Annotated in this window: 24 protein-coding genes and 4 tRNA genes; 13 read left to right on the top strand and 15 right to left on the bottom strand. The window is 58.3% G+C overall.

The window, feature by feature from the left end:
- Positions 1–18 precede the first annotated feature (18 nt).
- From OH720_RS24335 to OH720_RS24355, 5 genes are read left to right on the top strand one after another with little or no spacing between them, the layout of a single operon-like run.
- Positions 19–825: an alkaline phosphatase family protein gene (locus tag OH720_RS24335; protein WP_272603212.1), complete on the top strand. Its 807-nt coding sequence runs from the start codon at positions 19–21 to the stop codon at positions 823–825.
- A 5-nt stretch (positions 826–830) separates the two neighbouring features.
- The gene (locus tag OH720_RS24340) at positions 831–1,667 is read left to right on the top strand and encodes an ABC transporter permease (RefSeq protein ID WP_272606513.1); all 837 of its coding nucleotides are present in this window, start codon (positions 831–833) and stop codon (positions 1,665–1,667) included.
- Entirely contained in the window at positions 1,654–2,454 is an 801-nt protein-coding gene (locus tag OH720_RS24345; RefSeq protein ID WP_180202627.1) for an ABC transporter permease, read from the top strand. Before OH720_RS24340 ends, OH720_RS24345 begins: the two co-directional genes overlap by 14 nt.
- The gene (locus OH720_RS24350) at positions 2,451–3,440 is read left to right on the top strand and encodes an ABC transporter ATP-binding protein (protein ID WP_272603213.1); all 990 of its coding nucleotides are present in this window, start codon (positions 2,451–2,453) and stop codon (positions 3,438–3,440) included. Before OH720_RS24345 ends, OH720_RS24350 begins: the two co-directional genes overlap by 4 nt.
- A 34-nt stretch (positions 3,441–3,474) precedes the next feature.
- Positions 3,475–4,128 carry an HAD family hydrolase gene (locus OH720_RS24355; protein WP_272603214.1) on the top strand — a complete coding sequence of 218 codons (654 nt, stop codon included), beginning with the start codon at positions 3,475–3,477 and terminating at the stop codon, positions 4,126–4,128.
- Positions 4,129–4,238: 110 nt separating this feature from the next.
- Here the strand turns inward: OH720_RS24355 and OH720_RS24360 are convergent, their stop codons facing one another.
- Entirely contained in the window at positions 4,239–5,201 is a 963-nt protein-coding gene (locus OH720_RS24360; RefSeq protein ID WP_272603215.1) for a zinc-binding dehydrogenase, read from the bottom strand.
- 138 nt (positions 5,202–5,339) lie between these two features.
- Between OH720_RS24360 and OH720_RS24365 the strand changes: the two genes are divergently transcribed.
- The 3 genes from OH720_RS24365 (at position 5,340) to OH720_RS24375 (ending at position 10,574) form a co-directional block, all read left to right on the top strand.
- Positions 5,340–7,421 (top strand): carboxy terminal-processing peptidase, encoded by a 2,082-nt coding sequence (locus OH720_RS24365; protein WP_272603216.1) that lies wholly within the window; start codon positions 5,340–5,342, stop codon positions 7,419–7,421.
- Positions 7,422–7,553: 132 nt separating this feature from the next.
- On the top strand, positions 7,554–9,329 hold the full coding sequence (locus OH720_RS24370) for a bifunctional diguanylate cyclase/phosphodiesterase (protein WP_272603217.1): 1,776 nt from the start codon (positions 7,554–7,556) through the stop codon (positions 9,327–9,329).
- A gap of 504 nt (positions 9,330–9,833) precedes the next feature.
- Positions 9,834–10,574: a toll/interleukin-1 receptor domain-containing protein gene (locus OH720_RS24375; RefSeq protein WP_272603218.1), complete on the top strand. Its 741-nt coding sequence runs from the start codon at positions 9,834–9,836 to the stop codon at positions 10,572–10,574.
- A 289-nt stretch (positions 10,575–10,863) separates the two neighbouring features.
- Here OH720_RS24375 and OH720_RS24380 read toward each other — a convergent pair whose 3' ends face one another.
- The 8 genes from OH720_RS24380 to OH720_RS24415 form a co-directional block, all read right to left on the bottom strand.
- The gene (locus OH720_RS24380; protein ID WP_272603219.1) at positions 10,864–11,157 is read right to left on the bottom strand and encodes a type II toxin-antitoxin system RnlB family antitoxin; all 294 of its coding nucleotides are present in this window, start codon (positions 11,155–11,157) and stop codon (positions 10,864–10,866) included.
- Positions 11,158–11,211: 54 nt separating this feature from the next.
- A complete protein-coding gene (locus OH720_RS24385) occupies positions 11,212–12,285 on the bottom strand; it encodes a type II toxin-antitoxin system RnlA family toxin (protein ID WP_272603220.1) in 1,074 nt (357 codons plus the stop codon).
- A 285-nt stretch (positions 12,286–12,570) separates the two neighbouring features.
- Positions 12,571–12,912 (bottom strand): hypothetical protein, encoded by a 342-nt coding sequence (locus OH720_RS24390; RefSeq protein WP_272603221.1) that lies wholly within the window; start codon positions 12,910–12,912, stop codon positions 12,571–12,573.
- Positions 12,913–13,158: 246 nt separating this feature from the next.
- Positions 13,159–13,566 (bottom strand): sel1 repeat family protein, encoded by a 408-nt coding sequence (locus OH720_RS24395; RefSeq protein ID WP_272603222.1) that lies wholly within the window; start codon positions 13,564–13,566, stop codon positions 13,159–13,161.
- Positions 13,567–13,938 (bottom strand): hypothetical protein, encoded by a 372-nt coding sequence (locus OH720_RS24400; RefSeq protein WP_008060892.1) that lies wholly within the window; start codon positions 13,936–13,938, stop codon positions 13,567–13,569. It lies immediately after the preceding gene.
- On the bottom strand, positions 13,935–14,276 hold the full coding sequence (locus tag OH720_RS24405) for a helix-turn-helix domain-containing protein (RefSeq protein ID WP_272603223.1): 342 nt from the start codon (positions 14,274–14,276) through the stop codon (positions 13,935–13,937). The genes OH720_RS24400 and OH720_RS24405 overlap by 4 nt, the downstream gene beginning before the upstream one ends.
- Positions 14,277–14,390: 114 nt before the next feature.
- Positions 14,391–14,846 carry a YkvA family protein gene (locus tag OH720_RS24410; protein WP_272603224.1) on the bottom strand — a complete coding sequence of 152 codons (456 nt, stop codon included), beginning with the start codon at positions 14,844–14,846 and terminating at the stop codon, positions 14,391–14,393.
- Between the two features lie 295 nt (positions 14,847–15,141).
- The gene (locus OH720_RS24415; RefSeq protein WP_008060887.1) at positions 15,142–15,855 is read right to left on the bottom strand and encodes an FKBP-type peptidyl-prolyl cis-trans isomerase; all 714 of its coding nucleotides are present in this window, start codon (positions 15,853–15,855) and stop codon (positions 15,142–15,144) included.
- Between the two features lie 254 nt (positions 15,856–16,109).
- On the opposite strand from OH720_RS24415, the gene OH720_RS24420 reads away from it, so the two are divergent.
- Entirely contained in the window at positions 16,110–17,918 is a 1,809-nt protein-coding gene (locus tag OH720_RS24420; protein ID WP_272603225.1) for a di-heme-cytochrome C peroxidase, read from the top strand.
- The gene (locus OH720_RS24425; RefSeq protein WP_272603226.1) at positions 17,915–19,048 is read left to right on the top strand and encodes a catalase family protein; all 1,134 of its coding nucleotides are present in this window, start codon (positions 17,915–17,917) and stop codon (positions 19,046–19,048) included. The genes OH720_RS24420 and OH720_RS24425 overlap by 4 nt, the downstream gene beginning before the upstream one ends.
- Positions 19,049–19,244: 196 nt before the next feature.
- On the opposite strand, the gene OH720_RS24430 is transcribed toward OH720_RS24425, so the two are convergent.
- From OH720_RS24430 to OH720_RS24445, 4 genes are all read right to left on the bottom strand, one after another.
- Positions 19,245–19,321 (bottom strand) — tRNA-Asp (locus OH720_RS24430).
- A 19-nt stretch (positions 19,322–19,340) separates the two neighbouring features.
- Positions 19,341–19,416: transfer RNA gene (locus tag OH720_RS24435), tRNA-Val, on the bottom strand.
- A 197-nt stretch (positions 19,417–19,613) separates the two neighbouring features.
- Positions 19,614–19,690 (bottom strand) — tRNA-Asp (locus OH720_RS24440).
- Positions 19,691–19,709: 19 nt separating this feature from the next.
- Positions 19,710–19,785, bottom strand: a tRNA-Val gene (locus OH720_RS24445).
- Between the two features lie 159 nt (positions 19,786–19,944).
- Here OH720_RS24445 and rdgC point away from each other — a divergent pair.
- The 3 genes from rdgC (at position 19,945) to sugE (ending at position 22,404) form a co-directional block, all read left to right on the top strand.
- Complete coding sequence (gene rdgC / locus OH720_RS24450; protein WP_008060875.1) at positions 19,945–20,865, top strand: recombination-associated protein RdgC; 921 nt, start codon at positions 19,945–19,947, stop codon at positions 20,863–20,865.
- A 138-nt stretch (positions 20,866–21,003) separates the two neighbouring features.
- Positions 21,004–21,969 carry a bile acid:sodium symporter family protein gene (locus OH720_RS24455; RefSeq protein ID WP_008060874.1) on the top strand — a complete coding sequence of 322 codons (966 nt, stop codon included), beginning with the start codon at positions 21,004–21,006 and terminating at the stop codon, positions 21,967–21,969.
- A gap of 120 nt (positions 21,970–22,089) precedes the next feature.
- The gene (gene sugE / locus OH720_RS24460) at positions 22,090–22,404 is read left to right on the top strand and encodes a quaternary ammonium compound efflux SMR transporter SugE (RefSeq protein WP_008060873.1); all 315 of its coding nucleotides are present in this window, start codon (positions 22,090–22,092) and stop codon (positions 22,402–22,404) included.
- A gap of 60 nt (positions 22,405–22,464) precedes the next feature.
- On the opposite strand, the gene OH720_RS24465 is transcribed toward sugE, so the two are convergent.
- Complete coding sequence (locus tag OH720_RS24465) at positions 22,465–23,226, bottom strand: TenA family transcriptional regulator (protein WP_442967227.1); 762 nt, start codon at positions 23,224–23,226, stop codon at positions 22,465–22,467.
- 78 nt (positions 23,227–23,304) lie between these two features.
- Positions 23,305–25,764, bottom strand: coding sequence for an EAL domain-containing protein (locus OH720_RS24470; RefSeq protein ID WP_272603228.1), 2,460 nt, complete (start codon positions 25,762–25,764; stop codon positions 23,305–23,307).
- Positions 25,765–25,821 lie beyond the last annotated feature (57 nt).

A 25,821-nucleotide genomic window follows, 5' to 3' on the forward strand; every position in this document is an offset into this window, starting at 1 on the left:
CACGGAGTTTTTGCCCCTATGAAGCACAACGTCATCCTTGTCGTGCTCGACGGCCTCAACCATGAGGTCGCCCGCCACGCCATGGGGCACCTGCAGGCCTACGTCGGCGCAGGACGCGCCGCGCTCTACAAACTGGAGTGCGAGCTGCCGGCCCTGTCCCGACCGCTTTACGAATGCATCCTGACCGGTGTCACGCCAATCGACAGCGGCATCGTTCACAACAACGTCTCGCGCCTGTCCAACCAGCGCAGCATTTATCACTATGCCACTGCTGCCGGCCTGAAAACCGCGGCGGCGGCCTATCACTGGGTCAGTGAGCTGTATAACCGTTCGCCGTTCGTGGCGGCGCGGGATCGCCATACCGACGACCCCAACCTGCCGATCCAGCACGGACATTTCTACTGGAACGACCATTACCCCGATTCCCACCTGTTCGCCGACGCCGAAAACCTGCGCCTGCGCCATGGGCCGAATTTCCTGCTGGTGCACCCGATGAACATCGACGACGCCGGGCACAAGCACGGCCTCGACACCCCGCAATACCGCAACAGCGCGCGCTCGGCGGACATCATCATCGCCGACTACCTGCAAGGCTGGCTCGACGCTGGCTACCAGGTGCTGGTGACCGCCGACCACGGCATGAACAACGACCGCTCCCACAACGGCCTGCTGCCCGAAGAGCGCGAAGTGCCGCTGTTCGTGTTCGGCGATGCCTTCAGCTTCGATGCCGCTGCCGCGCCGAAACAGACCGAAATTTGCGGCACCGTCTGTGAACTGTTGGGCGTACCCCACGACAAACCCGTGTGCCGGGAGCTGCTCAAGTGAATGCCATGACTCGCGGCAAATGGCTGGCGGCCCTGTGCCTGGTGCCTTTCACCCTGTTCTTCATCGTGTTCGAAATCGCCCCGCTGGTGTGGGTGATGACCAACAGCCTGGAGTCGGAAGAGTTCGGCTGGGGCCTGGCCAACTTCACCAGGATCTTCAGTTCCAAGTTCTATATGCAGGCGATCCAGTACAGCCTGGAGATCAGTTTTTGGTCCAGCGTGTTCGGCATCATCATCGCCGTGCTTGGCGCCTATTCCCTGCGCCGGGTCGACTCGAAGCTGCGCAACTTCGTCAACGCCTTCGCCAACATGACCAGCAACTTCTCCGGCGTGCCCCTGGCGTTCGCGTTCATCATCCTGCTGGGTTTCAACGGCAGCTTCACCATCCTGCTCAAGCAGGCCGGGATCATTCAGGACTTCAACCTGTATTCGAAAACCGGGGTGATCATTCTCTACACCTACTTCCAGATCCCCCTTGGTGTGCTGCTGCTCTACCCGGCCTTCGATGCCTTGCGCGAAGACTGGCGCGAGTCCGCCGCGCTGCTCGGCGCCAGCGGCTGGCAGTTCTGGCGCCATATCGGCCTGCCGGTGCTGACCCCGGCGCTGCTTGGCACCTTCGTGATCCTGCTGGCCAACGCCCTCGGCGCCTACGCCACGGTGTACGCACTGACCACCGGCAACTTCAACGTGATGCCGATCCGCATCGCGGCGATGGTCTCGGGCGATATTTCCCTCGATCCGAACCTGGCCAGCGCCCTGGCCGTGGTGCTGGTGGCCTTGATGACCCTGGTGACCATCGTGCATCAGTTGCTGTTGAAGAGGAGCTACCATGTCTCGCGCTGAACTGGGCCCTGTCGGCATCTACCACCGGGTCGTGGTCTACCTGCTGTTCGCCATCCTGTTGCTGCCGCTGCTCGGCACCTTCATCTATTCGATTTCCAGCAGTTGGTCGGCCACCATCCTGCCCAGCGGTTTCAGCATCAAATGGTACGCGCAGCTGTGGAGCGACCCACGCTTCCTGAGCGCTTTCGGCCAGTCGCTGCTGGTGTGCGTCGGTGCTCTGATTCTCTCGGTGGTGCTGATCCTGCCGCTGCTGTTCGTGGTGCATTACCACTTCCCGAAACTCGATGCGCTGATGAACATCCTCATCCTGCTGCCCTTCGCCGTGCCGCCGGTGGTGTCCTCGGTGGGGCTGTTGCAGCTCTACGGTTCCGGGCCGTTCGCCATGGTCGGCACGCCGTGGATCCTCATCGGTTGCTACTTCACCGTGGCCCTGCCGTTCATGTACCGGGCGATCACCAACAACCTGCAGGCAATCAACCTGCGCGACCTGATGGACGCCGCCCAACTGCTCGGCGCCAGCACCTTCCAGGCGGCGATCCTGGTGGTGCTGCCGAACCTGCGCAAGGGCTTGATGGTGGCGTTGCTGCTGTCGTTCTCGTTCCTGTTCGGCGAGTTCGTGTTCGCCAACATCCTCGTCGGCACCCGTTACGAAACCCTGCAGGTCTACCTCAACAACATGCGCAACAGCAGCGGCCACTTCACCAGTGCGCTGGTGATTTCCTATTTCTTCTTCGTGCTGGTTCTGACCTGGGCGGCCAATATCTTGAACAAGGACAAAAGCGAATGAGCTATGTCAGCGTCCAACATCTGCAAAAGAATTACTCTGGCACCACAGTGTTCAACGACATCAACTGCGAAATCCAGAAAGGTGAGTTCGTCACCCTGCTCGGACCGTCCGGTTGCGGCAAATCCACCCTGCTGCGCTGCATTGCCGGCCTGACTTCGGTGGATGGCGGCAAGATCCTGCTCGATGGCGTCGATATCGTGCCTTTGAGCCCGCAAAAACGCGGGATCGGCATGGTGTTCCAGAGTTATGCGCTGTTCCCAAATATGACCGCCGAGCAGAACGTCGCCTTCGGTTTGCGCATGCAAAAGGTCAACGCTGACGACAGCCAGAAGCGCGTCGCTGAAGTATTGAAACTGGTGGAGCTGCAGGATTTTGCCGCCCGTTACCCGCATCAGTTGTCCGGCGGCCAATGCCAGCGCGTCGCCCTCGCCCGCTCCCTGGTGACCCGGCCCCGGCTGTTGCTGCTGGATGAACCGCTGTCGGCCCTCGACGCTCGGATTCGCAAGCACCTGCGCGAACAGATCCGTGCGATCCAGCGCGAGCTGGGCCTGACCACGATCTTCGTCACACACGATCAGGAAGAAGCGCTGACAATGTCCGATCGCATTTTCCTGATGAACCAGGGAAAGATCGTACAAAGCGGTGACGCTGAAACCCTGTACACGGCACCGGTGGATGTCTTCGCCGCCGGCTTTATCGGCAACTACAACCTGCTGGATGCCGACAGCGCGTCGAAGCTGTTGCAACGCCCGATCAACCACCGCATCGCCATTCGCCCGGAGGCCATCGAACTGAGCCTCGACGGCGATCTCGACGCCCAGGTGCGCAGCCACAGCCTGCTCGGCAACGTGATTCGCTACCGCATCGAAGCCCGCGGCGTGGAACTGGTGGTGGATGTGCTCAACCGCTCGGCGTCCGACCTGCATCCCGATGGTCAGCGCCTGGCGCTTTCCATCGATCCGACGGCCCTGTGTGAGGTAGCCTGATGCCCTTGCTGACGTTGAAGAGAGAACTGCACTGATGGCCCTGGCAATTTTTGATCTGGACGAAACCCTGATCCACGGCGACTGCGCCTCGTTGTGGAGTGAGCAAATGGTCCGCCTCGGCTGGGTCGACGGCGAATCCTTCCTGCGTCGCGACAAGGAATTGATGGACGCCTACGGCAGGGGCCACCTGGCCATGGAGGACTACATGGCCTTCAGCCTGGAGCCCTTGATCGGCCGCACGCCCGCCGAAGTCGAGCACCTGGTCGGCCCCTGGGTGGAAGACTTCATCGAACCGATCATCTTCAGCGACGCCACCAAAACCATCGCCGCCCACCGCAAGGCCGGCGACCGGATCCTGGTGATCTCGGCCTCGGGCGTCCATTTGGTCAAGCCGATTGCCGATCGCCTGGGTATCGATGAAATTCTGGGTATCGAGCTGGAAGTGGCGCACGGAGCCTATACCGGCAAGACCGTCGGCACCCTGACGTACCGTGAAGGCAAGATCACCCGGTTGCTGGAATGGCTGGATGCCGAAGAGGAGAACCTGGAAGGTGCAAGTTTCTATTCCGACTCACGCAATGATTTGCCGTTGTTGCTGAAGGTCGATTACCCGCACGTGGTCAATCCGGACCCGGTACTGCGTGAACAGGCCGAGAAATCCAACTGGCCGATCCACATCTGGAAATAACCGAGCCCCCTGTGGGAGCGTGGCTTGCCCGCGATGAACGATAACGCGGTCTGTCAGTTAGACCGCGTCGCCTGAATCGCGGGCAAGCCCGCTCCCACAGGTTCGGGTTATTAGCTCAGGCTTTCGTCAATCACCAGCACCAACTTCCCCGCCACCGTGTTACTCGCCAACTCGGCAAACGCCGCTTCGGCGTCCTTGATCGGGAAAGCCCTGGCCAGTTGCGGGCTCAAGCGTTTATCCGCAAACAGCGGCCAGACATGCTGGCGCAAATCGCTGAACAAATCCGCCTTGAACTGATCATCGCGGCTGCGCAGGGTCGAGCCCAGCAGTTGCACGCGCTTGGCCAGCACCTGCGCCAGGTCCAGCTTCGCCTCGCGCCCTCCCATCAGGCCAATCAACACCCAGCGGCCATCCGTCGCCATCAGTTTCAGGTTCAGCGCTGCGTAGTTGCCGCCTACCGGGTCGAGAATGACATCGAACGGCCCGAGGTCGCGCAAGCTGTCCAGATCATCAGTGCGCACAACACCGCCCTGGGCACCGAGCGCTTCGCAGTAGGCCAGGCGCTCGGCCGACCCGACACTGACCCAGCACGGGTTACCAAATGCCTTGCACAGCTGAATGGCAGCTGAACCAATTCCACTTGCTCCCGCGTGCAGCAGCACTTTTTCGCCTGGTTTCAGCGCAGCCAGTTGAAACAGATTCAACCAGACAGTTGCATACACTTCAGGCAATGCCGCCGCCTCGGCCAGCGACATTTCGTCGGGAACCGGCAGCACGTGCCGCCCGTCGACCACCACTTCCTGAGCCATCCCGCCCCCGGCCAGCAAGGCGCAAACCCGATCGCCCACCTGCCAGGACGAACCCGGCCCGACCTCGCTGATCACTCCCGAGCACTCTAGACCAAGCACTTGGCTGGCACCCGGTGGTGGCGGATAAAGGCCAGCCTTCTGCAACAAATCGGCACGATTGAGACCCGCTGCCGCCACTCGAATGCGAACTTGCCCTACATCACACGCAGGACGAGGCTCTTCAACCCACTCCACTTGACCGTCAACGCCTTGCAATGCTTTCACAGTGCCTCCATAGTGAGTCTGGACTGAGCCCGAAGCTGTAGCGCCGGGCTTTTTGCATTATGCGGCCGGTCCTTGTGGAACCGGCGACTTCAAAGACGGCCTAATATGCGTTATCAATTGTCCCCGCGTCGAATCAACATGAAGAGTTTGTTCCCCAGCACTGCCCTCGCCCTTTTTATCGGTATCGGCCTGCTGCCGATGTCGAACAGTTCTTTTGCAGCCAATAGCTGGGACAAACTTCAGCCCGACCGTGACGAAGTCATCGCCAGTCTGAACGTCGTGGAGTTGCTCAAGCGCCACCACTACAGCAAGCCGCCGCTCGATGACGCGCGCTCGGTGATCATCTACGACAGCTACCTGAAGTTGCTCGACCCGTCGCGCAGCTACTTCATGGCCAGCGACATTGCCGAATTCGATAAGTGGAAGACCCAGTTCGACGACTTCCTCAAGAGCGGCGACCTCAACGCCGGGTTCACCATCTACAAGCGCTACCTGGACCGGGTCAAATCGCGTCTGGACTTCGCCCTTGCCGAACTGAACAAGGGCGTCGACAAGATCGACTTCACCACCAAGGAAACCTTGCTGATCGACCGCAAGGATGCCCCTTGGCTCAAATCCACCGCGGAACTCGACGACCTGTGGCGCAAGCGCGTCAAGGACGAAGTGCTGCGGCAGAAGATCGCCGGCAAGGATTCCAAACAAATCCAGGAAACTTTGACCAAGCGCTACAAGAACCAGCTGGCGCGCCTGGACCAGACCCGCGCGGAAGACATCTTCCAGGCGTACATCAACACCTTCGCCATGTCCTACGACCCGCACACCAACTATCTGTCGCCGGATAACGCGGAAAACTTCGACATCAACATGAGCCTGTCCCTGGAGGGCATCGGCGCCGTGTTGCAAAGCGATAACGATCAAGTGAAGATCGTGCGCCTGGTACCGGCAGGCCCTGCCGACAAGACCAAGCAAGTCGCTCCTGCCGACAAGATCATCGGTGTTGCCCAAGGCAACAAAGAGATGGTCGACGTGGTGGGCTGGCGCCTGGACGAAGTGGTCAAGCTGATCCGCGGCCCCAAAGGCACCATCGTGCGCCTGGAAGTGATCCCGGCCAGCAACGCGCCGAACGACCAGACCAGCAAGATCGTGCCGATCACCCGCGAGGCGGTGAAGCTCGAAGACCAGGCCGTGAAGAAGTCGGTGCTCAACCTCAAGCAGGATGGCAAGGACTACAAGCTCGGCGTCATCGAGATCCCGGCCTTCTACCTGGACTTCAAGGCCTTCCGTGCCGGCGATCCGGACTACAAGAGCACCACCCGTGACGTCAAGAAGCTGCTGACCGAGTTGCAGAAAGACAAGGTCGACGGCGTGGTCATCGACCTGCGCAACAACGGCGGCGGTTCCTTGCAGGAAGCCACCGAGCTGACCAGCCTGTTCATCGACAAGGGCCCGACCGTACTCGTGCGTAACGCCGATGGCCGCGTCGATGTGCTCGAAGATGAGAACCCGGGCGCCTTCTACAAAGGCCCGATGGCGTTGCTGGTCAACCGCCTGTCCGCCTCGGCTTCGGAGATTTTCGCCGGCGCCATGCAGGACTACCACCGCGCACTGATCATCGGCGGCCAGACCTTCGGCAAAGGCACCGTGCAGACCATCCAGCCGCTGAACCATGGCGAGCTCAAGCTGACGTTGGCCAAGTTCTACCGGGTTTCCGGGCAGAGCACCCAGCATCAGGGCGTACTGCCGGACATCGATTACCCGTCGATCATCGACACCAAGGAAATCGGCGAAAGCGCCCTGCCGGAAGCCATGCCGTGGGACACCATCCGCGCGGCGATCAAACCTGCGGTAGACCCGTTCAAACCGTACATCACCCAGCTCAAGTCCGAGCACGACGTGCGTACGAACAAAGACGCGGAGTTCGTGTTCATTCGCGACAAACTGGCCCTGGCGCAGAAACTGATGGCAGAAAAAACCGTCAGCCTCAATGAGGCCGAGCGTCGTGCCCAGCACGCCGATATCGAAGCCAAGCAGCTCGCCATGGAGAATATCCGTCGCAAAGCCAAGGGCGAAGAGCCGCTCAAGGAACTGAAGAAAGAAGACGAAGACGCTATCGCGGCCGAGGACGACAAGACCAAGCCGGAAGACGATGCCTACCTGAGCGAGACCGGGCGCATCCTCCTGGATTACTTGAAGCTCAATACGGCGGTAGCCAAGCACTAAGCTGATGGCAATTTAATGCTGACGCTCCCCCGGAGCGTCATCAAATAGTCATCATTCTGTCGTGAAATAACGGACCGGTAGCGCCTCTTAACCTAGAGCACGCCCGGTCCTTTTTTTTCGCCAGAGATCGCCATGACCACAACCGAACAGCTGAGTGCCTTGAGTTCAATCCTGGCTCAAAGCGGTTTGCACAGCCTGTTCCAACCCATCATCAGCCTCTCCGAGCGGCGCATCCTGGGCTACGAAGCCCTGAGCCGCGGCCCTTCCAACAGTCCGTTGCACTCCCCTGTCGCCCTGTTCGCCGTCGCCCGCCAGGCGGGTCGCCTGAGCGAACTGGAAATCGCCTGCCGGCAGAGCGCGTGCCGACGCTTCAACGAGCAACAACTGCCCGGCAAACTGTTCCTCAACGTCTCCCCGGAATCCTTGCTCGAAGCGGCCCACCAGCCCGGTCGCACCTTGCAGTTGCTGCAGGACTTCGGCATTGAACCGAACCAGGTGGTGATCGAACTCACCGAGCAGACCCCCACCGACGACTTCCAGCTGCTGCATACCGCCCTGCATCATTACCGGGCCATGGGGTTTTCCATTGCGCTGGACGATCTGGGCGCGGGTTACTCAAGCTTGCGCCTGTGGTCCGAATTACGCCCCGACTACGTGAAGATCGACCGCCACTTCATCGACGGCATTCACCTGGATGCCCTCAAGCGTGAGTTCGTTGGCTCGATCCTGCAAATTGCCAACGCCTCGCGGGCACAGGTGATCGCCGAAGGCATCGAATTGCCGGAAGAACTGGCGGTATTGACCGAAATGGGCATCGACCTGGTCCAGGGCTATCTGCTTTGTCGGCCACAGGAGCATCCACCGCGCGATGCCCGCGCCTTGATGCCCAGGCGCGACAGCAATGCCGTGGCGCTGGGCGAGGACGGCAGCGACCTGAGTGCCCTGCTCAACGACCAGCCCGCGGTAGCCCGCCACACCCCGACCGCCACCGTGCTCGAAGCCTTCCGCCGCCAGGCCAACCTCAACTCGCTGGCGGTGCTGGATGAGCAAGGCCAGCCGTGCGGGATCGTGCATCGGCATTCGCTCTCGGATGCCCTGCTCAAACCGTTCGCCACCGACCTGTTCGCCCGCAAACCGATCAGCCGCCTGATGAGCGACGACTTTCTCGCTGTCGAGATAGGCCAGTCGCTGCAGCAGGTCAGCCGGCTGATCACCAGCCGCGCCCGACAACGCATCGAAGAAGACTTCATCATCACCCTCGATGGCAATTACCTGGGCCTGGGCCGAGTGATTGACGTGCTCAAGCTGATCACCGAACTGAAAATCCAGCAAGCACGCTACGCCAACCCCCTGACCCTGCTGCCGGGCAACGTACCGATCCAGCAATGCCTGACCCGACTGCTGCAACAGCAACGCGAATCGCTGATCTGCTATGTGGACATCGACAGCTTCAAACCCTTCAACGACATCTACGGCTACGGCCGCGGCGATGAAGTCCTGCTGTGCCTGGCGCAATGCCTGAACGAGCGCATCGACCCGTCCCGCGACTTCGTCGGCCATATCGGCGGCGATGACTTCCTGCTGGTCCTGGGCCCGGACGACTGGCGCAAACGTTTGAACCAGCTGCTCGACGACTTCCACAGCCAATGCCGACGCTTCTACCGCAGCGAGCACCTCGAAGCCGGCTGCTTCACCGCCCCCAACCGCCAGGGCATGCGCCAGGAGTTCCCCTTGTTGTCACTGTCGATCGGCGTGGTGCATCTACACCCACAGGCCTGCGGGCAACTCGATGCCAGCCAGCTGGCGGAAATGGCTTCGCAAGCCAAGCATCACGCGAAGAATGTGCCGGGGTATAGCGTGCATGTGATTGATAGTTTGGCGGGGATGGGGGAGAGAGTGGATTGTTGATTGGGTAATTCACTCCACTTGAGCAGCGGATTGCATCGATGCTGACCACTCGTTTAAATTGCACTTGACGAGGCATTTGCATTCGATCTGAGCACCGGTGTCATTGGTTTTTTCCAGTATGCTTAGTCAACATGATCGGCAGAGAGCTGCCCATTGCTGCTGGTGGCGACAGGCAGATATCGGCCAAAAGCAGCCGCTCAAAGCGTCTATTGAATCTCGCCACTTGGATGAGTGCGCATGCGCTAGACCGTCTGAAACGGCTCTCCCCGGAATATTTTTTGAGATAACCAATTCATGCAACCTTGAAAGCTTCCCGTTTTATCAATGGTTGATTTATGAGTTACGGATCGAAAGTCAAGCGAATGCGGGCGAGATGTCTTTAGGTAGCATGCCATTGATTTAAAAGGATTATAAAATTATTCTGAAATTCACAGGGCGGTGTTATCAACAATTCTCTACTATTACGTTATCGCCGAGTTCGGCCTAACTACTCAACCTAAAACAATGACTAAGCCATATCATCTTTTCATTTCGTATGCCTCAGAGGATGAGGCATATGTCACTGAGTTGTCCAAGTCACTGACATTTCTTGGGCTTCAAGTCTGGTTCGCTCCTTTGTCGTTGAAAATTGGCGACAAATTACTTGATTCCATAAATGCAGGCTTAATGGCTTCGGAGTATGGTTTGATCGTCCTTTCGCCGATCTACATATCCAAGTCCTGGACAAGTTATGAGCTGGACGTGCTGCATAGACAGCATATCGAGAACGACAAAAAGCTTTTTCCGCTATGGCATGGCGTTGATAAAAAGCAAATAGATGAATGGAATCCCGGTTTATCAGGAATTGTCGCATTAAGAAGTTCCGAAGGTGCAGGTTCGATTTCTCGAAAAATCGCAGATGTTGTCTATCAAGGATGTCCAGTCCGAGGAATTACTCCGTGTTACGAAAATCCTCAATGGCGTTTCTTGCAAGGTCGTGGAGAGCTTTTTGCGAACACGGAAAATGGCGGGGCATTTAACCTATTTGAGGCGGCGGAGTTTCCAGATATTCATTATCCTCTGTTCGTCTACGACAAACCGCATACTAGAAGAGAAATTATTCTAGAGGTCGCAAAAGCGTTGTACTACGGGAGTCATGATGAGATCCGCCTAGCCACTGGACAGCGCGAAAGGATGATAGAGCTATGCAAGGCGTATGGGTATGACATTGAAGCCCCCGGCTTCGATCCGGCAATTTACGACTAACGATGCCGTCAACTTGGACGTTTTTTTCGCTGGCTACAAATGCGCCGGTTACGGCTGGCGTTGAGGGTAGAGCGGTAAGAGGTAAGAGGTAAGAGGTAAGAGGTAGCGAGAAAAAAACAATAAAAGCAAAAAATTTAGCAAAAAAATTGACGGATTTATTTTACGCGCCCTTTTTCAAATAATAAATCCATCCCCTTTTTTCCGCCGCAAAAACGCTTGATGCCGGCGCTGTTCAAATACGCAAGATATGGGTGGATAGCGGGCCACGGAATGGCAGAAAAGCATCTACTCAATTCAATACAGAATCACGCAGATACTCAGGATGAACTTCAAAAAAGCGAGTTTGTGTTTCTATAAGATCAGAAGGAATGTCGCACCTTGAAACAATGCTGAATGTACTTCTTTCAAAGTCGGTGCCGTTGTAATTAATGAAGGCAAAACGATTCCATTCTTCGCCGTTTGAGCAGAGAAGATCGAATAATACAATTTCCTTGCCAGTGTGACTTGTATTCCGCATCATACTAGCAATTGCAGAAAGACTAGATAAGGGGTTCTCATAACTGGTAGCGGTCACTACCGTCATGGCTCCCACCTTAGTTTCTAGTCTTCTTATCTCAAACATTTAGTGCACCAATATTTAACCATACAGAGTCTTGAGGTGGGCGTAAGCTTCATCACACAATGCCACAGCTTGAGTGATGCTGCTAATCATACGGCTTGCGGAAGGCATCTCTTCCATGTGGAACAAACCGTGTCGATGCTTATTGAAGAACGTGTAAGCATCGCCCAAAACACTCTGAAGTTTAGCATCGTTGACGTCAGCCTGATATTGCTGCTTAAGATTGAACTGACCACTGGTCTTGGTAAAAAAGCCGCCGAAGCTATCCTCCTGATTCGAAAGATTTTTTTCAGACAGCTTATGTTTGATTGCGCCCTCGAGGGAGCGGAGCTCTGGGTAAACGAGCATGCAGTAGTCAGGCAGCGCCGGGCTTGCCAGTCTAACGCAGAGGCTTGCCAGAAGCAGCTTTCGGGTTGCCACCGGTAGATTTTCGAAGCAGGTTCCAAACCTATCCTTGAGAACGCTCTCGGCGACCTCGGTACAGACGAACTCGGAACGATTTTCTTCCTTTTTAAATAGGATACACTCGAGTGCGTTGACCTCCAGGATCTCGGTGAGCAGGTAGCTCAACTCCCGATAGCAACTGAGTGGGCGGCCTTGGAGCTGTAGCTTGTTGGTGGTCTCGTGTTGAGTAACGGTCAACTCGTCAGAATTTTTCTTAGACTTGAGTTTCCAGATATTCCGTCGCTCACCCTTGGTGTACGAAGCCACCTCAATGTCTGCATTGACTGACTCGGTGAGCTCTTTGATCAGTGCTTGGGCATCAGATAGATCTATTCCTTTGATGCCAAGATTGATCGTTACAAAGTCATCTGGGTGGATCGTTTCATAGAGAGCATCGGCTAGCTTCTGTCCAAGCTCTTGGTTCTTCCCCAGCTTGTAGTGGAGAGTGGACGTACCTGTGTTGTTGAAGAAAATTTCAACCGTTGCATCCTCAATACCTGCACTCCCAATACCTACACGAATGCCAGGGCTGCCCGGCTTTTCGCCAATTCCCCTCAGCTTGATTCCATTGACATCGACAAAGCGGACAATCGTTTCCTCGATGATGGCTCGGTTCAGGTTGATGTCTTTGTAGGTGCGGTCAGTCACTTTTCAGTCCTTTGAGGGGGCTCAGGCAGGGAAGGTCGGGAATATGGCATGGCGAGAACCAGGTATTCAATAGGTTCCAGCTGTTGGATCGAAGGCTCGCTTTAGCCGTCATCAGATGCGATGAATCCGTAAACGAATAGGGCCGTCAGTAACATGGCTGATCAGCTCAATTACAAATAGGTGGTCAAGTCAGTCCTATTACCCAATTTATGGGAAGCGGTGATTGGAAAGGACGCCTTCGCGGGCAAGTCGAATCGTCGCCCACGAAGAGGCCAGCTCAAAACACTACAACTCTCTGAGCTGATCCGCCCCTGACTGAGCCCGTAACCGCCGCCCAATCACATCCAGCACATCACAGCCATCGCGAAGCGGGATGGCGCTTAGCAAGGCAAAGTCGCTGAGGATGAAGGATTCGCATTCGATTGAGCCGCGCATGGACAGGTTCTCCAGCACTTGGGTTACAGCGCGAATTCGATAGCCGGCCGCGTCATGCAAAGCATCAAGAGGCGCTTGGGTGTCAACGAACAGGGTGGGTATGTCGGTGCAGTTGCTGGTGAGCGCCATGAAGCGGTTTTTGGGGTGGGGAACTGGTTTTTCGTAAGGTGGGTCGGGATGCAGTGATGTCATTTGGAAACCCTAAGAGTCTGATAGGAACTGCCATTCACCTTAAAAGTCTTGAAGGGTTCCTACACCCTGTCACTGAATATGCAGCGACTCCCAAAGCCTATCGATTCAACTCCCTGCGCACCAGTTCACGAAAACCGCCACAGTTTGAAGGAAATTTCCGAGGACCTTGCCCGGAAATTTCGCCCAACAAAAAGCAACGTGGCACAGGTTTTTCACGCCGCGTTTGCTTATCGAGTAATAAAGAAATTACTGCGAAGAATCGCCGGCCGCCAACTCTTTGAGTTTGATCTCGGCCATTGGATGCCCTGCCTTGGCTGCCATTGCCCAGAACCGCGCCGCTTCTGCCGGGTCCGGCGCCTTGCTCGGGCTACCGGCGAGGCTTATCACACCCACCTGATAAGCCGCCTTGCCATCACCGGCCAATGCCGCCAGGCGCAACAGCCGAATACCCTCTTCCCGCGCACCCAAGCCGACGCCACGAAAGGTCAGGATGTGCCCATAGAAACTCTGCGCGCCGACATCGCCCAGGTTCGCCATGCGTGCGAACTGACCCTCCATCCAGCTCCAGCCGCGGGGCTGGCGCACGAACCATGGCCAATGAAACAACCGGCGGGCCAGCCAGTAACCGGCCCGCGCCTTGAGCTGCAGGAACACTCAGGCTTCCGCCGATTCGGGGTACTCGTATTCAAATACGCGAACCACTTCCGAGGCGTGCCACGAGGCGGCGGCGACGCCGTCGGACGGGCCGGTGAAACGTCCCAGGCGCTCGACGCATTCGAAGAATCCGGTACGCGGCAAGCGGCTGGCGCCCTGGCTGATCACCAGTGAGCTGCGCAGCGGCTGTTCGGCCTTGGCATCCAGTGCGGCCAGATGTTCAAGTGCGGCGGTCAGGGTTTGCATGGCGGGCGTAGGAAGCTGCAAACGCTCCAGCAATGCTCGATAAGTCAGGAGATGACGCTGACGGCGCGCCTGATCCAGCTCGCCCAGCAATCCGTCCCAATGGTGACGACTGATACGTACGCTCACGATTCATCCCTCCACCCTGGCACCGTCAGTTCCCAGGCCAGGCTGCGGCGAATCGCGGCGTCGGGCAGACGCTCGCCACTTTCGATCATGGCCAGGTAAGACGGGCTGATGCCTACCGTGCGGGCGAGCGCCTCGATGGCGATGCCCTTCCCTTCGCGCAAACTGCGTAGTTGATCCAGACCCGGAAGAATGGCGTCTGGTGTGGTCGCGAGCGGCGCCGGGGCCGGACGTGACGGTGCTTCGTTGATGCCTGCTGCTTTCAGTAGAGCCTGATACTGAGCCCATGGCAGAACCGCGTATTCGGGCTCGCCTTCGCGTGTAATTATCTGAATATCCATGACTACCCCGTAGGACAACAACACTTAGCGAGTCAGCACTTTTCCCTAGAAGTGTAATCCTAACAGCGGCCAAGGTCGCGGGGGCTATCTATCTGAAGCACAGACGGGATCGAATCAGGTTTTTTTCGGCTTCTGCAGCTTAAGTTGCTCAGGGGTGTCGGGCAGGCGCTCGACCACGGCGAGCTTTTCCGGGACCTGGCGTTTGCGCCAGGTGCGGAAGGCGTTGAGTTCATCGTCGAGGACTTTCATCAGCCAGGCCAGCACGGCGATGTCATCGATCATGCCGAACAGCGGAAGAAAATCCGGAATGGCATCGACCGGACTGAGGAAATACATCAGGCCGGCGACCACCGATAGCAGCGCCTTGGGACTGATGGCACGGTATTCCCCGCGCCAGTACGCCAGGCACAGCGCCTGCAACAGGCGCAGATCATCCTTGAGCTTGCCCAGCCGGTTACCCTGGCTGGCACTTTTGCTGGCCACCGCAAACAGCAAGGTCGGCAAGCGCCCACGGGCGAGCAGGCGTCCGGCCAGGGGCAGGAAACGAGCAAAATTCCAGGGTGCTTTCATGACGCCTCCGACAGGAATGTTATCCACACAAATTGTGGATAACCTTGTGAACAGAGCCCCTTTTCATGGCTGAAAGGCCCGCTGCATAAGGGCTGAACTCAGATCGGGCGTTTTTTACCCATCTAAAAAAACCCCAATATTTCATTGACTTGGAGGTCTGCCGAAGGTTAGGCACGGCCCCCACACTGTCTATGACTTCAGTGTACGGCAACTGTTCGCTTTGTTTACCCATTCAGAAGGCCAGATGCAACAACGCCCCGCATGAGCGAGGCGTTGTCGTTAAAGCAGACGCGGATTACTTGGCGGCGTCTTCTTTGGCTGGATCCTTGATGGCCAGCAGTTCCAGGTCGAACACCAGGACCGAGTTGGCCGGGATCGCCGGGCTTGGGCTTTGCGCGCCGTAAGCCAGTTCGCTTGGAATGTACAGCTTGTACTTCTCGCCGACGTGCATCAGTTGCAGGCCTTCGACCCAACCCGGGATCACACCGCTGACCGGCAGATCGATCGGGCTGCCGCGCTCGACGGAGCTGTCGAAAACGGTGCCATTGGTCAGCTTGCCGGTGTAGTGGACGGTCACTACGTCAGTCGGCTTCGGCTGGGCGCCATCGGCTTTCTTTTCCACTTCGTATTGCAGGCCGGAAGCTGTGGTCACGACGCCAGCTTTCTTGGCGTTTTCTTCGAGGAATTTCTTGCCGGCGGCTGCCGACTCTTCGCTCATCTTGGCCATGCGCTCTTCGGCACGCTTTTGCAGCGCGGCGAAGGCTTCTACCAATTCTTCATCCTTGAGTTTCTGTTCTTTCTTGCCGACCGCATCTTCGATGCCCTGGGCAACGGCTTTGGAGTCCAGATCATCCATGCCTTCCTGAGCCAGGCTCTTGCCCATGTTCAGGCCAATTCCGTAGGAAGCTTTCTGCGCCGGGGTTTTCAGCTCTACGCTGGTTTGCGAGTCGCAACCCGCAAGTACCAGGCTAACCAGGGCCACCGCCGCCGCCAACCGATGCTGTTTCATGCTATTTCCTTGTTCATGCGCCTAAAGGGCAATCGAGTAAAGTCGCGAGCTTATCAGGCGGCCACGACCAATGGCTACCGGCATGAGAGCCGCAAACTGGCGATAAGTTCAGGTGTTTAAACGCATTTCGCCATGTTGGTGATGAAACTTCTGTCATCTTGCACGCCGGGAGGCTGAACATCTGGCGTAATGGCCTCTTGCCGCCCCCCTGGCCCTGAGGCATAACGGTAGAAAACTCGACACGGATGGTCAACATGCGCCTCTTGCTCCGCTTGCTGGGCCTGATCGTTGCCCTTGTGGCCATCGCCCTGGCCGTGATCCTGTACTACGTCGCCAACCCGAAACTGCCGCGCCACGCGGCCGCGCAACAGGTGCATTACCTGGACCAATGGAGCAGCGACGACCGCCAGCGTTACTATTTCACGCCCCAGGGCACCCAGGTCAAGGGCTTGCACTACGACTGGTTCACCGCCCTGGAGCTGCCCTTTTCGCAACAACGCTTCGCCGATCCGCAATACCTCGCGCGCTTCGGTTTCCTGATCGACCCCGAGCAGAAACCCACGCCGAACAACCCCGGCAACCTGCCCGTGGGCTTCGCCCGGCATCAGAATCCCGGCAGTGCGGATACATTTCTGGATATTACCTGCGCCGCCTGCCACACCGGTGAACTGCGCCTGAACGGCCAAGCCGTGCGCATCGACGGCGGTTCCGCGCAGCATGTGTTGCCTTCCAGCGTGCCCACCCTGCAGGGCGGCAGTTTTGGCCAGGCGCTGGTGGCAAGCCTGGCTTCCACTTACTACAATCCCTGGAAGTTCGAACGCTTCGCGCGCAAGGTCCTGGGCCCTGACTACGAGACCGGACACCAGGCGCTGCGCGCGGCCTTCAAGGGCTCCCTCGACACCTTCCTCAAGGTGGCCTGGAACGACACCCATCGCGGGCTTTACCCCACCGAAGAAGGTCCCGGACGTGCCGACGCGTTCGGACGCATCGCCAACGCCAGCTTCGGCGACGCGATTTCCCCCGCCAACTACCGCGTGGCCAACGCCCCCGTCGACTACCCACAGTTGTGGGACATGTGGACCTTCGACTGGGTGCAGTGGAATGGCTCGGCGCAGCAGCCCATGGCGCGCAATATCGGTGAAGCCTTGGGGGTGGGCGCCACGCTGAACTTTTTCGATGCCGACGGGCAACCACTCAAGGGCGACAATCGTTACCCATCCAGCGTCCGGGTGCGCGATCTGCACCTGATCGAACAAACCCTGCAAGGCCTCAAGCCGCCCGCCTGGCCGGAAGAAAGGCTGGGCGCGGTCGACAAACCGCTGGCCGCCAAAGGCCGCGCGTTGTTCAGCGAGAACTGCGCAGGCTGCCACGTACCGCGGGTCAGCCTCAGCGCAGGGCGCCCGGTGCAACAGCTGAAAATGCTGCCCGTGGAGGTGATCGGCACCGACCCGGGCGCCGCCAACAATATCGCCGATCACCGCTTCGACCTGACGGCCTTGCAGTGGGACCCGGCCGAACTGGCGCAACTGGACGTACAACTGCACCCAGCGCCCACCGAACCGCTGGACCTGAGCCAGCTGTCGGTCGCCAAGGGGCTGGCCTACGTCACGGCATTCGTCGGCAACCGCGCCTATCGCGAGGCCGCCGTCACGCCGACCGAGCGTGCGGACATGGATGGCTTCGGCCTGCCGATCGGGGTCCAGGAGTTGCGCGCCTACAAGGCCCGCCCCCTGGCCGGCGTATGGGCGACGCCGCCCTTCCTGCACAACGGTTCGGTGCCGAGCATTTATCAATTGCTGTCGCCCCAAGACGAACGCGCCACCACCTTTTACAAAGGCACCTTCGAGTACGACCCAAGGCATTTGGGCTATCGCACCGAAGCCTTTACCAATGGCTTTGTGTTCGACACACGCATTACCGGCAATCACAACAGCGGCCACGAATTCCGCGCCGGCAAGCGTGGCAGCGGCGTGATCGGCCGCTTGTTGCAACCCGAAGAGCGCTGGGCACTGCTGGAGTATTTGAAAGTGCTGGGCGGCCCCTTGGAGGCGCAACTGCCATGAATCGCCTGTGGACGCGACTGGGCGCCTTTCTCGGCAAGACCCTGCTCTGGTTGTTGGGCCTGGGGTTGCTCGGCTGGGCAGTGGCCACGGCGTGGTTCGCCTGGCAGCACCGTGGATCGGTGTCAGCGCAAGAGTTGATCCCCGACGGCGAAGCCGCGATGACCCAGGACATCATCCAGACGGCGGTGCGTATCGTCGACCAGCACCGTGAAAACACCCGCTACCTGCGCGATGCCCACGCCAAGGCCCACGGCTGCGTGAAGGCCGAGGTGCAGGTGCTGCCGGAACTGGCGGGAGAACTGCGCCAGGGTGTGTTCAGCGAGCCGGGCAAAACCTGGCAGGCGACGATGCGCCTGTCCAACGGCAACGCCTACCCTCAATTCGACAGTATCCGCGATGCACGGGGCATGGCGATCAAGCTGCACGATGTGCCGGGAAAACAGCTGCTGGGCAATCAAGCGGGTCGCGATGAACAGGACTTCGTGATGTTCAGCCATCCGAACTTCTTTGTCAGCGATGTCGCCGAGTATCGTCAGAATGTGGCCGCCCAGGCGGACGGCAAAAAGGTGTTGGCGTTCTTCCCGAACTGGGACCCGCGCACCTGGCAGGTCCGCCATCTGCTTATCGCCCTGGCGACACTCTCCCCGGCCCCGGAAAGCCCGACGCGCACGACTTACTTTTCGGTGTCGCCCTACAAGTTCGGTGAGGCCAATGCCAAGTTTCGGGTGATGCCGGATCCTGGCAATTGCCCGGCCTACAGCCTGCCGGCGCAGAATCACAAGCTGCCGAATTTTCTGCGCAATGCGCTGTACCAGCAGTTATCGACCGACCGGATGCCCGCGTGTTTTGTCTTGCAGATACAGCGGCAGGACCCTGGCAAGTACATGCCAATCGAGGACACCAGTATTGAGTGGCAAGAGAGCGATGCGCCGTTCCAGACGGTGGCGCGGATCACCCTGCCCGCCCAGGATTTCGACACCCCGGCGTTGAACCTGCAATGCGATAACCAGTCGTTCAACCCTTGGTTCGGGCTTGAGGCGCATCGCCCCATCGGCGGGATCAACCGGTTGCGCAAAGCGGTTTATGAAGCTGTCAGCGATTACCGCCACGCCCGTAATCAAGATATGTAGGAGCAGCCGGTCGACGCTCGAATGCTCGCGAAGAACCTGAGGGCGCCGCGTTTATTCAGGACGCACGCGTTATCGTTAGCGTCCATCGCGAGCAGGCTCGCTCCTACAGGAAAAGCCAAAACCCAGACAGCAAAAAGCCCGCATTTAGCGGGCTTTCTGTGGTGACCTGGCGTTCAGTGTTCCAGGTTACCGAATATGGCGCAGCGGACGGGACTCGAACCCGCGACCCCCGGCGTGACAGGCCGGTATTCTAACCGACTGAACTACCGCTGCGCGAAACGCTTGAAACGAATGGTGGGTGATGACGGGATCGAACCGCCGACATTCTGCTTGTAAGGCAGACGCTCTCCCAGCTGAGCTAATCACCCTTCGCTTCGTTACGGGACGCATTATGCCACAAGTTTTCATAAAGTGTTGATTTATTTGAAGTTTTTTCAAAAAAATCTGAAAACCGGTGAAACGACACACCCCGCGGGTACAACGTACAAACTTGAGACAGAAAAAAACCCGCCTTGGCGGGTTTTTCCGTGGTGACCTGGCGTTCAGTGGTCCAGGTTACCGAATATGGCGCAGCGGACGGGACTCGAACCCGCGACCCCCGGCGTGACAGGCCGGTATTCTAACCGACTGAACTACCGCTGCGCTAAACACTTGAAACGAATGGTGGGTGATGACGGGATCGAACCGCCGACATTCTGCTTGTAAGGCAGACGCTCTCCCAGCTGAGCTAATCACCCTTCGCTTCGGTGTGGCGCGCATTCTACGGAGCGACCCCACCTCTGGCAAGCACTTTTTTAATTAATTTTTTCATGCCTTCCAAAGGCTTAGAGAAGGGTTGGCCTATGGCACACGGAAGACAATAATGCCCCCCTTTGTATAAAGGAGAGACTCACCCCATGTGGTTCAAAAACCTGCTTATCTATCGCCTGACCCAAGATCTGCCTGTTGATGCCGAGGCGTTGGAGACTGCACTGGCCACCAAGCTGGCGCGTCCATGTGCAAGCCAGGAGTTGACCACCTACGGTTTCGTCGCGCCGTTCGGCAAGGGCGAAGATGCCCCGCTGGTGCACGTCAGCGGTGATTTCCTGCTGATCAGCGCGCGCAAGGAAGAACGCATCCTGCCGGGCAGCGTCGTGCGTGACGCGGTAAAGGAAAAGGTCGAAGAGATCGAAGCCGAGCAAATGCGCAAGGTCTATAAGAAGGAACGCGACCAGATCAAGGATGAAATCATCCAGGCCTTCCTGCCGCGCGCCTTTATCCGCCGCTCCTCGACCTTCGCCGCCATCGCGCCGAAACAGGGCCTGATCCTGGTCAACTCGGCCAGCCCGAAACGCGCCGAGGACCTGTTGTCCACCCTGCGTGAAGTGATCGGCACCCTGCCGGTGCGGCCGCTGACCGTGAAAATGTCCCCGACCGCGACCATGACCGAGTGGGTCACCACCCAAAAAGCCGCGGACGACTTTTTCGTGCTGGACGAGTGCGAACTGCGCGACACCCACGAAGACGGCGGCATCGTGCGTTGCAAGCGCCAGGACCTGACCAGCGAAGAAATCCAGCTGCACCTGAGCACTGGCAAAGTGGTCACTCAGCTGTCGCTGGCCTGGCAGGACAAACTGTCTTTCGTACTCGACGACAAGATGGTGGTCAAGCGCCTGAAGTTCGAAGACCTGCTGCAAGACCAGGCGGAACAGGACGGTGGCGATGAAGCCCTCGGCCAACTGGATGCCAGCTTCACCCTGATGATGCTGACCTTCGGTGATTTCCTGCCGGCATTGGTTGAAGCGTTGGGTGGGGAAGAGACACCTCAGGGCATCTGATTATCTGAATCGGCGGCGCCTGTAAAAGATCGCAGCCTGCGGCAGCTCCTACATTAGGAGCTGTCGCAAGCTGCGATCTTTTTTTGCGAGCAGCGTATGCTTAGCTCCCTAACGCTTTCTTACAATAAGGATCTGGCCATGCGTGCACTGGCTGCATTAAGTCGTTTTGTCGGTAACACCTTCGCCTACTGGGTACTGATTTTCGCCGTCGTGGCGTTCCTGCAACCGGCCTGGTTCATTGGCCTCAAGGGTGCCATCGTGCCGTTGCTGGGGCTGGTGATGTTCGGCATGGGCCTGACCCTCAAGCTCGAAGACTTCGCTGAAGTCGCCCGCCACCCGTGGCGCGTGGCCTTGGGCGTGGTGGCACATTTCGTGATCATGCCTGGTGTGGCGTGGTTGCTCTGCCAGGCGTTCCATTTGCCGCCAGAGATCGCCGTCGGGGTGATTCTGGTCGGCTGCTGCCCAAGCGGCACCTCGTCGAACGTGATGACCTGGCTGGCCCGCGGCGACCTGGCGTTGTCGGTGGCCATCGCTGCCGTGACCACCCTCCTCGCACCACTGCTGACCCCGGCCCTGATCTGGCTGCTGGCGTCGGCCTGGTTGCCGGTGTCGTTCATGGAGCTGTTCTGGTCGATCCTCCAAGTGGTGCTGCTGCCGATCGTGCTGGGTGTGGTTGCCCAACGTGTGCTCGGCGACAAGGTTCGCCACGCGGTGGACGTGTTGCCGCTGGTTTCGGTGGTGAGCATCGTGATCATCGTCACCGCTGTAGTGGCCGCCAGCCAGGCGAAAATTGCCGAGTCGGGATTGTTGATCATGGCAGTGGTCATGCTGCACAACAGCTTCGGTTACCTGCTGGGTTACTTCACCGGACGCCTGTTCAAACTGCCATTGGCCCAGCGTAAATCCCTGGCGCTGGAAGTCGGCATGCAGAACTCCGGGCTGGGCGCGGCCCTGGCCAGCGCGCACTTCTCACCGCTGGCGGCGGTGCCAAGCGCACTGTTCAGTGTGTGGCACAACATTTCCGGGGCGTTGCTCTCGACGTACTTCCGTCGCATGAGCGAGAAGGAAGATCGCCAGGTCGCGGCTCAGCAGGCAGCTGACTGATCAGGAAAACTTGATCCCCCGGTTAATGCTGGGCACTATATTGCGCAACGCGAGGACGACCTCGCGGCTCGATCGAGTCATTAACCTGGGGACGACCCCGTCAATCGATGGAGGTCTTCCTTGTCCTGGATCATTCTGTTTTTCGCCGGCCTGTTCGAAGTCGGCTGGGCCGTTGGCCTCAAGTACACCGATGGTTTCAGCCGCCCGTTGCCCACTGCGCTCACGGTAGCGGCCATGGCCGTCAGCCTTGGCTTGCTGGGCCTGGCCATGAAGGAATTGCCGCTGGGCACGGCCTATGCGATCTGGACTGGAGTGGGTGCCGTCGGCACCGTGATCGCCGGCATCATTTTGTTTGGCGAATCCATGGCGCTGGTTCGCCTCGCCAGCGTGGCGTTGATCATCACCGGGCTGGTGGGGCTTAAAGTCAGCGCCTGACACTTGTAAAAAAGCCCGCCCCTGTCACCAGGGGCGGGCTTTTTCATGGGCGTTTTACGATCAGCTTTCGGCCATCTCCAATCGCTCACGCATCACCGGGGCCTTTTCCGAATGCTCCAGCTGCATGCAACGTTCCAGGAACAGGAACATGTAGTCGTAGCTTTTGCACACGGCTTGGCGCAATTCCACCTGCAATGACTTGCTCGGGTTCATGCCGGCCAGGGTGCAGATGATTTCCAGCGCTTCCCACGGGTGGGCATCATCGTACTGGGCATGCATCTTCAGCCACTTCATGGCCCGCTTGCGATCCTCCTCGGGGAAGGCTGCCGCGTATAGACCATTGGAACAGACCACCGCCGACCACTCACCGGTCGCGCCTTCGATGGCGTAATTGGTGGCGGCAATGCCAACGATCAGCGAGTCGGCGGAACTGGTGTGCCAGCACCAATGGCTCAACGCATGAAGTTCAGAGGCTACCTGCTGCGCCTGCAGATCTTCCAGGCTGACGCCGTGGGCACGGCTCCAGTTCACCCAGTAGTCGGCATGGTTGAGTTCGACACGAATGTTGCGCATCAACCAGCGACGCGCCATGTCTTCGCCCGGGTGGCGGGCAAAACGGGTCTTGGTCAGGTTCTGTGCCATGTATAACGCAAACTGTTCGACCACGGGCCAGCCCCCGATCAGGTACTGGCGCATCGTCTTGGCGCTGAGTCGGTTATCTCGCATGCGCTGATACAGCTCGTGTTCTACAACCCGGCGCTTACTCGCGCTGCAATCCTGAATCAGGCGCTGGGCCCAGTCGGGATAACTTGCAGCTTCCATGAGTGGTCCGGTTCGGTTGAATGTCTCGATCACTGTCGGGCTCCTTTTGATTGTGATTGTTCCGATCAACGAGAGACTTCAACGGAACGTGCCGGGCGCCTTGAACAACAGGGGCTGCGGCCTGGCTGGACGACTTTTCAAACTGTCGCAGGTAAACAGATGCGGGCGTTCAATGACATACCCTTGAGCGTAATCAACCCCGATCTCCAGCAATGCCTGCTCGATCTGGGGCGTTTCAACAAACTCGGCAATCGTACGCTTACCCATGACATGACCGATGTGATTGATCACTTCGACCATGGCGCGGTTAATCGGGTCGTCCAGCATATCCTTTACGAAACTCCCGTCGATCTTCAGGAAGTCTACAGGCAAATGTTTCAAGTAGGCGAACGAGGACATACCGGCACAAAAGTCATCCAGGGAAAACAGGCACCCTAAGCCTTTGAGTTCATTGATGAATTTAATTGCACTGGCAAGATTTGAAATAGCACTGGTTTCAGTGATTTCAAAACAAATTATTTCAGGTGGTATGGCGTAACTAATGAACTGTTGACGCAGGAAGTCCAGGAACGCTTCATCTCCTATAGTTGTGCCTGACAGATTAATCGCACACATCGCCAAAGGCTCTTTGTGCTTCTCGGCTATACATTGGGCAATGATCTTGAATACATTCTGTACAACCCAACGATCCAGAGAAGTCATCAGGCCATAACGTTCGGCTGCCGGAATAAAACTGTCGGGCAATATCATGCGCCCGGCTTCGTCATGCAGGCGCAGCAGAATTTCGATATGCCCACCACCCTGTTCGACATGACCAAGCGGGGCGATTTCCTGGGCGTACAGGCAAAAACGATCTTCTTCCAGGGCCATGTGCAAGCGCTGCACCCAGGCCATTTCGCCAAAGCGCAGGGACAACTCCGAGTCGTCGGCGTGATACACCTGGACCCGGTTGCGGCCCTTTTCCTTGGCCATGTAGCAGGCCATGTCAGCCGCGCGCAGCGAGACTTCCAGGGTGGTCGGATGCGCATTGATATGCACCAGCCCGATGCTCACGGTGGTCACGAACGGCCGCCCCTTCCACACGAAGTGCAGGTTCTGCACGGTCTGGCGCAAGCCCTCGGCAATTTTTTCGGCCGCCTCCGGTGCACAATTTTCCAGCAGGATGCCGAACTCGTCACCGCCCAACCGGGCCAGGGTGTCGCTCTCGCGCAGTCCGGATTGCAACAGCGCACAGATATGCCGCAGCAACTCGTCACCCGCCGCGTGTCCGCACGTATCGTTGACCAACTTGAACTGGTCCAGATCGAGGAACATCAAGGCGTGACGTCCAGGCATTCGCGTAAGGCCCTGCAGCGCCTGTTCCAGACGGAACTCGAACTCACGGCGATTGGCGAGCCCGGTCAGCGCATCATGGCTCGCCTGCCAGGACAGATTGGCAATGTATTGCCGCTCCTGGGTCATGTCATGCAGCACCAGCACGGCACCGCTGACCTTACCGGCATTGCGGATCGGCGCCCCCACCAGCGTGACCGACACCGTGCTGCCATCGAGGCGCTGAATGAGCTTGGAATGTTCGCTGCCGCCACTGAGCTGACCGCTCAGGATGTGCTCGATCAAGGTAAAGCCATCGGCCTGGGCATTGTCGTCCAGCAGGTTGAACAGCGCCGCCAGTGGCAAACCGGTCGCCTGTTCGGCTTTCCAGTGGGTCAAGGCTTCGGCGGCCGGATTCATATAGGCGATCGCGCCCTCGACATTGGTGGTGATCACCGCGTCGCCAATCGATTGCAGGGTGATTTGCGCCCGCTCCTTCTCCAGTTGCAGGGCGTCGGCAAACGCGTGTCGCTGCTTGAGTAGTTTATGCGTGCGCAGCAACGCCAGGGCGATCAGGCCGAGGGCGGTGGCCAGGTTCGTCGCCAGCAGCAGGCGCAGGATCATCCGCGAGCCTTCGCCCAGGGCATCGCTGAAGGCCTTCGCCGCTGGCGTCACCTCGTTGTTGATGGCGAAAATCTGCTCCTTCCAGCGATGGATGTCAGCGGGGTCGGCTGGCTTGACGCTGATGTGCCGGTGCATGTCCCTGGCGACATCATCGAGTTGATCAAGGTGCACGTCACCCACGGTCCAGCGATCGATGGCTTTTTCGAGGTAGCTGAAATGGCGGAAATTGAGGTACAGCCAGATCAGGCTGGGGACGTCATCGGGATGGTTGCCACCCTTGAGAATCGCCACCCTGGCCGCCTCGATATCGGGTGGCTGCTGGTCAAGTGCCAGGCGCAGCTCATGCCCTCCCTGAGGGACGGCAATGGCCTCCTGGTACTTGAGGAATTTGCTCTCGTCGCGACTGTCGGCATACAGATTGAGGTAATAGATGGCGTCCTTCTGGCCCTTGGACCACAGGCTTTCACCGGCAACATAACCACGGACCGCCGACAATACATAAAGACTGACGCCCCCCAACAGGGCCTGAAATAACACAACGGCGATAAATGGCCAGACGATGCCCAGCAACCGTGGCGTTCCGAGAGTCCGCGCTTGATTCATGAGGTCCCTTGTTTTAGCACTACCAGATCATCATCCACGTGATCGCTACAGCTAGCC

The organism is Pseudomonas sp. WJP1 (assembly GCF_028471945.1).
Classification (GTDB): Bacteria; Pseudomonadota; Gammaproteobacteria; order Pseudomonadales; family Pseudomonadaceae; genus Aquipseudomonas.

Bases quoted from the DNA above. Each gene is read 5' to 3' on its own strand.
- OH720_RS24335 (WP_272603212.1), top strand. From the start codon at position 19: ATGAAGCACAACGTCATCCTTGTCGTGCTCGACGGCCTCAACCATGAG.
- OH720_RS24340 (WP_272606513.1), top strand. From the start codon at position 831: ATGACTCGCGGCAAATGGCTGGCGGCCCTGTGCCTGGTGCCTTTCACC.
- OH720_RS24345 (WP_180202627.1), top strand. From the start codon at position 1,654: ATGTCTCGCGCTGAACTGGGCCCTGTCGGCATCTACCACCGGGTCGTG.
- OH720_RS24350 (WP_272603213.1), top strand. From the start codon at position 2,451: ATGAGCTATGTCAGCGTCCAACATCTGCAAAAGAATTACTCTGGCACC.
- OH720_RS24355 (WP_272603214.1), top strand. From the start codon at position 3,475: ATGGCCCTGGCAATTTTTGATCTGGACGAAACCCTGATCCACGGCGAC.
- OH720_RS24365 (WP_272603216.1), top strand. From the start codon at position 5,340: ATGAAGAGTTTGTTCCCCAGCACTGCCCTCGCCCTTTTTATCGGTATC.
- OH720_RS24370 (WP_272603217.1), top strand. From the start codon at position 7,554: ATGACCACAACCGAACAGCTGAGTGCCTTGAGTTCAATCCTGGCTCAA.
- OH720_RS24375 (WP_272603218.1), top strand. From the start codon at position 9,834: ATGACTAAGCCATATCATCTTTTCATTTCGTATGCCTCAGAGGATGAG.
- OH720_RS24380 (WP_272603219.1), bottom strand. From the start codon at position 11,157: ATGACGGTAGTGACCGCTACCAGTTATGAGAACCCCTTATCTAGTCTT.
- OH720_RS24390 (WP_272603221.1), bottom strand. From the start codon at position 12,912: ATGACATCACTGCATCCCGACCCACCTTACGAAAAACCAGTTCCCCAC.
- OH720_RS24405 (WP_272603223.1), bottom strand. From the start codon at position 14,276: ATGGATATTCAGATAATTACACGCGAAGGCGAGCCCGAATACGCGGTT.
- OH720_RS24410 (WP_272603224.1), bottom strand. From the start codon at position 14,846: ATGAAAGCACCCTGGAATTTTGCTCGTTTCCTGCCCCTGGCCGGACGC.
- OH720_RS24415 (WP_008060887.1), bottom strand. From the start codon at position 15,855: ATGAAACAGCATCGGTTGGCGGCGGCGGTGGCCCTGGTTAGCCTGGTA.
- OH720_RS24420 (WP_272603225.1), top strand. From the start codon at position 16,110: ATGCGCCTCTTGCTCCGCTTGCTGGGCCTGATCGTTGCCCTTGTGGCC.
- OH720_RS24425 (WP_272603226.1), top strand. From the start codon at position 17,915: ATGAATCGCCTGTGGACGCGACTGGGCGCCTTTCTCGGCAAGACCCTG.
- rdgC (WP_008060875.1), top strand. From the start codon at position 19,945: ATGTGGTTCAAAAACCTGCTTATCTATCGCCTGACCCAAGATCTGCCT.
- OH720_RS24455 (WP_008060874.1), top strand. From the start codon at position 21,004: ATGCGTGCACTGGCTGCATTAAGTCGTTTTGTCGGTAACACCTTCGCC.
- OH720_RS24465 (WP_442967227.1), bottom strand. From the start codon at position 23,226: ATGGAAGCTGCAAGTTATCCCGACTGGGCCCAGCGCCTGATTCAGGAT.
- OH720_RS24470 (WP_272603228.1), bottom strand. From the start codon at position 25,764: ATGAATCAAGCGCGGACTCTCGGAACGCCACGGTTGCTGGGCATCGTC.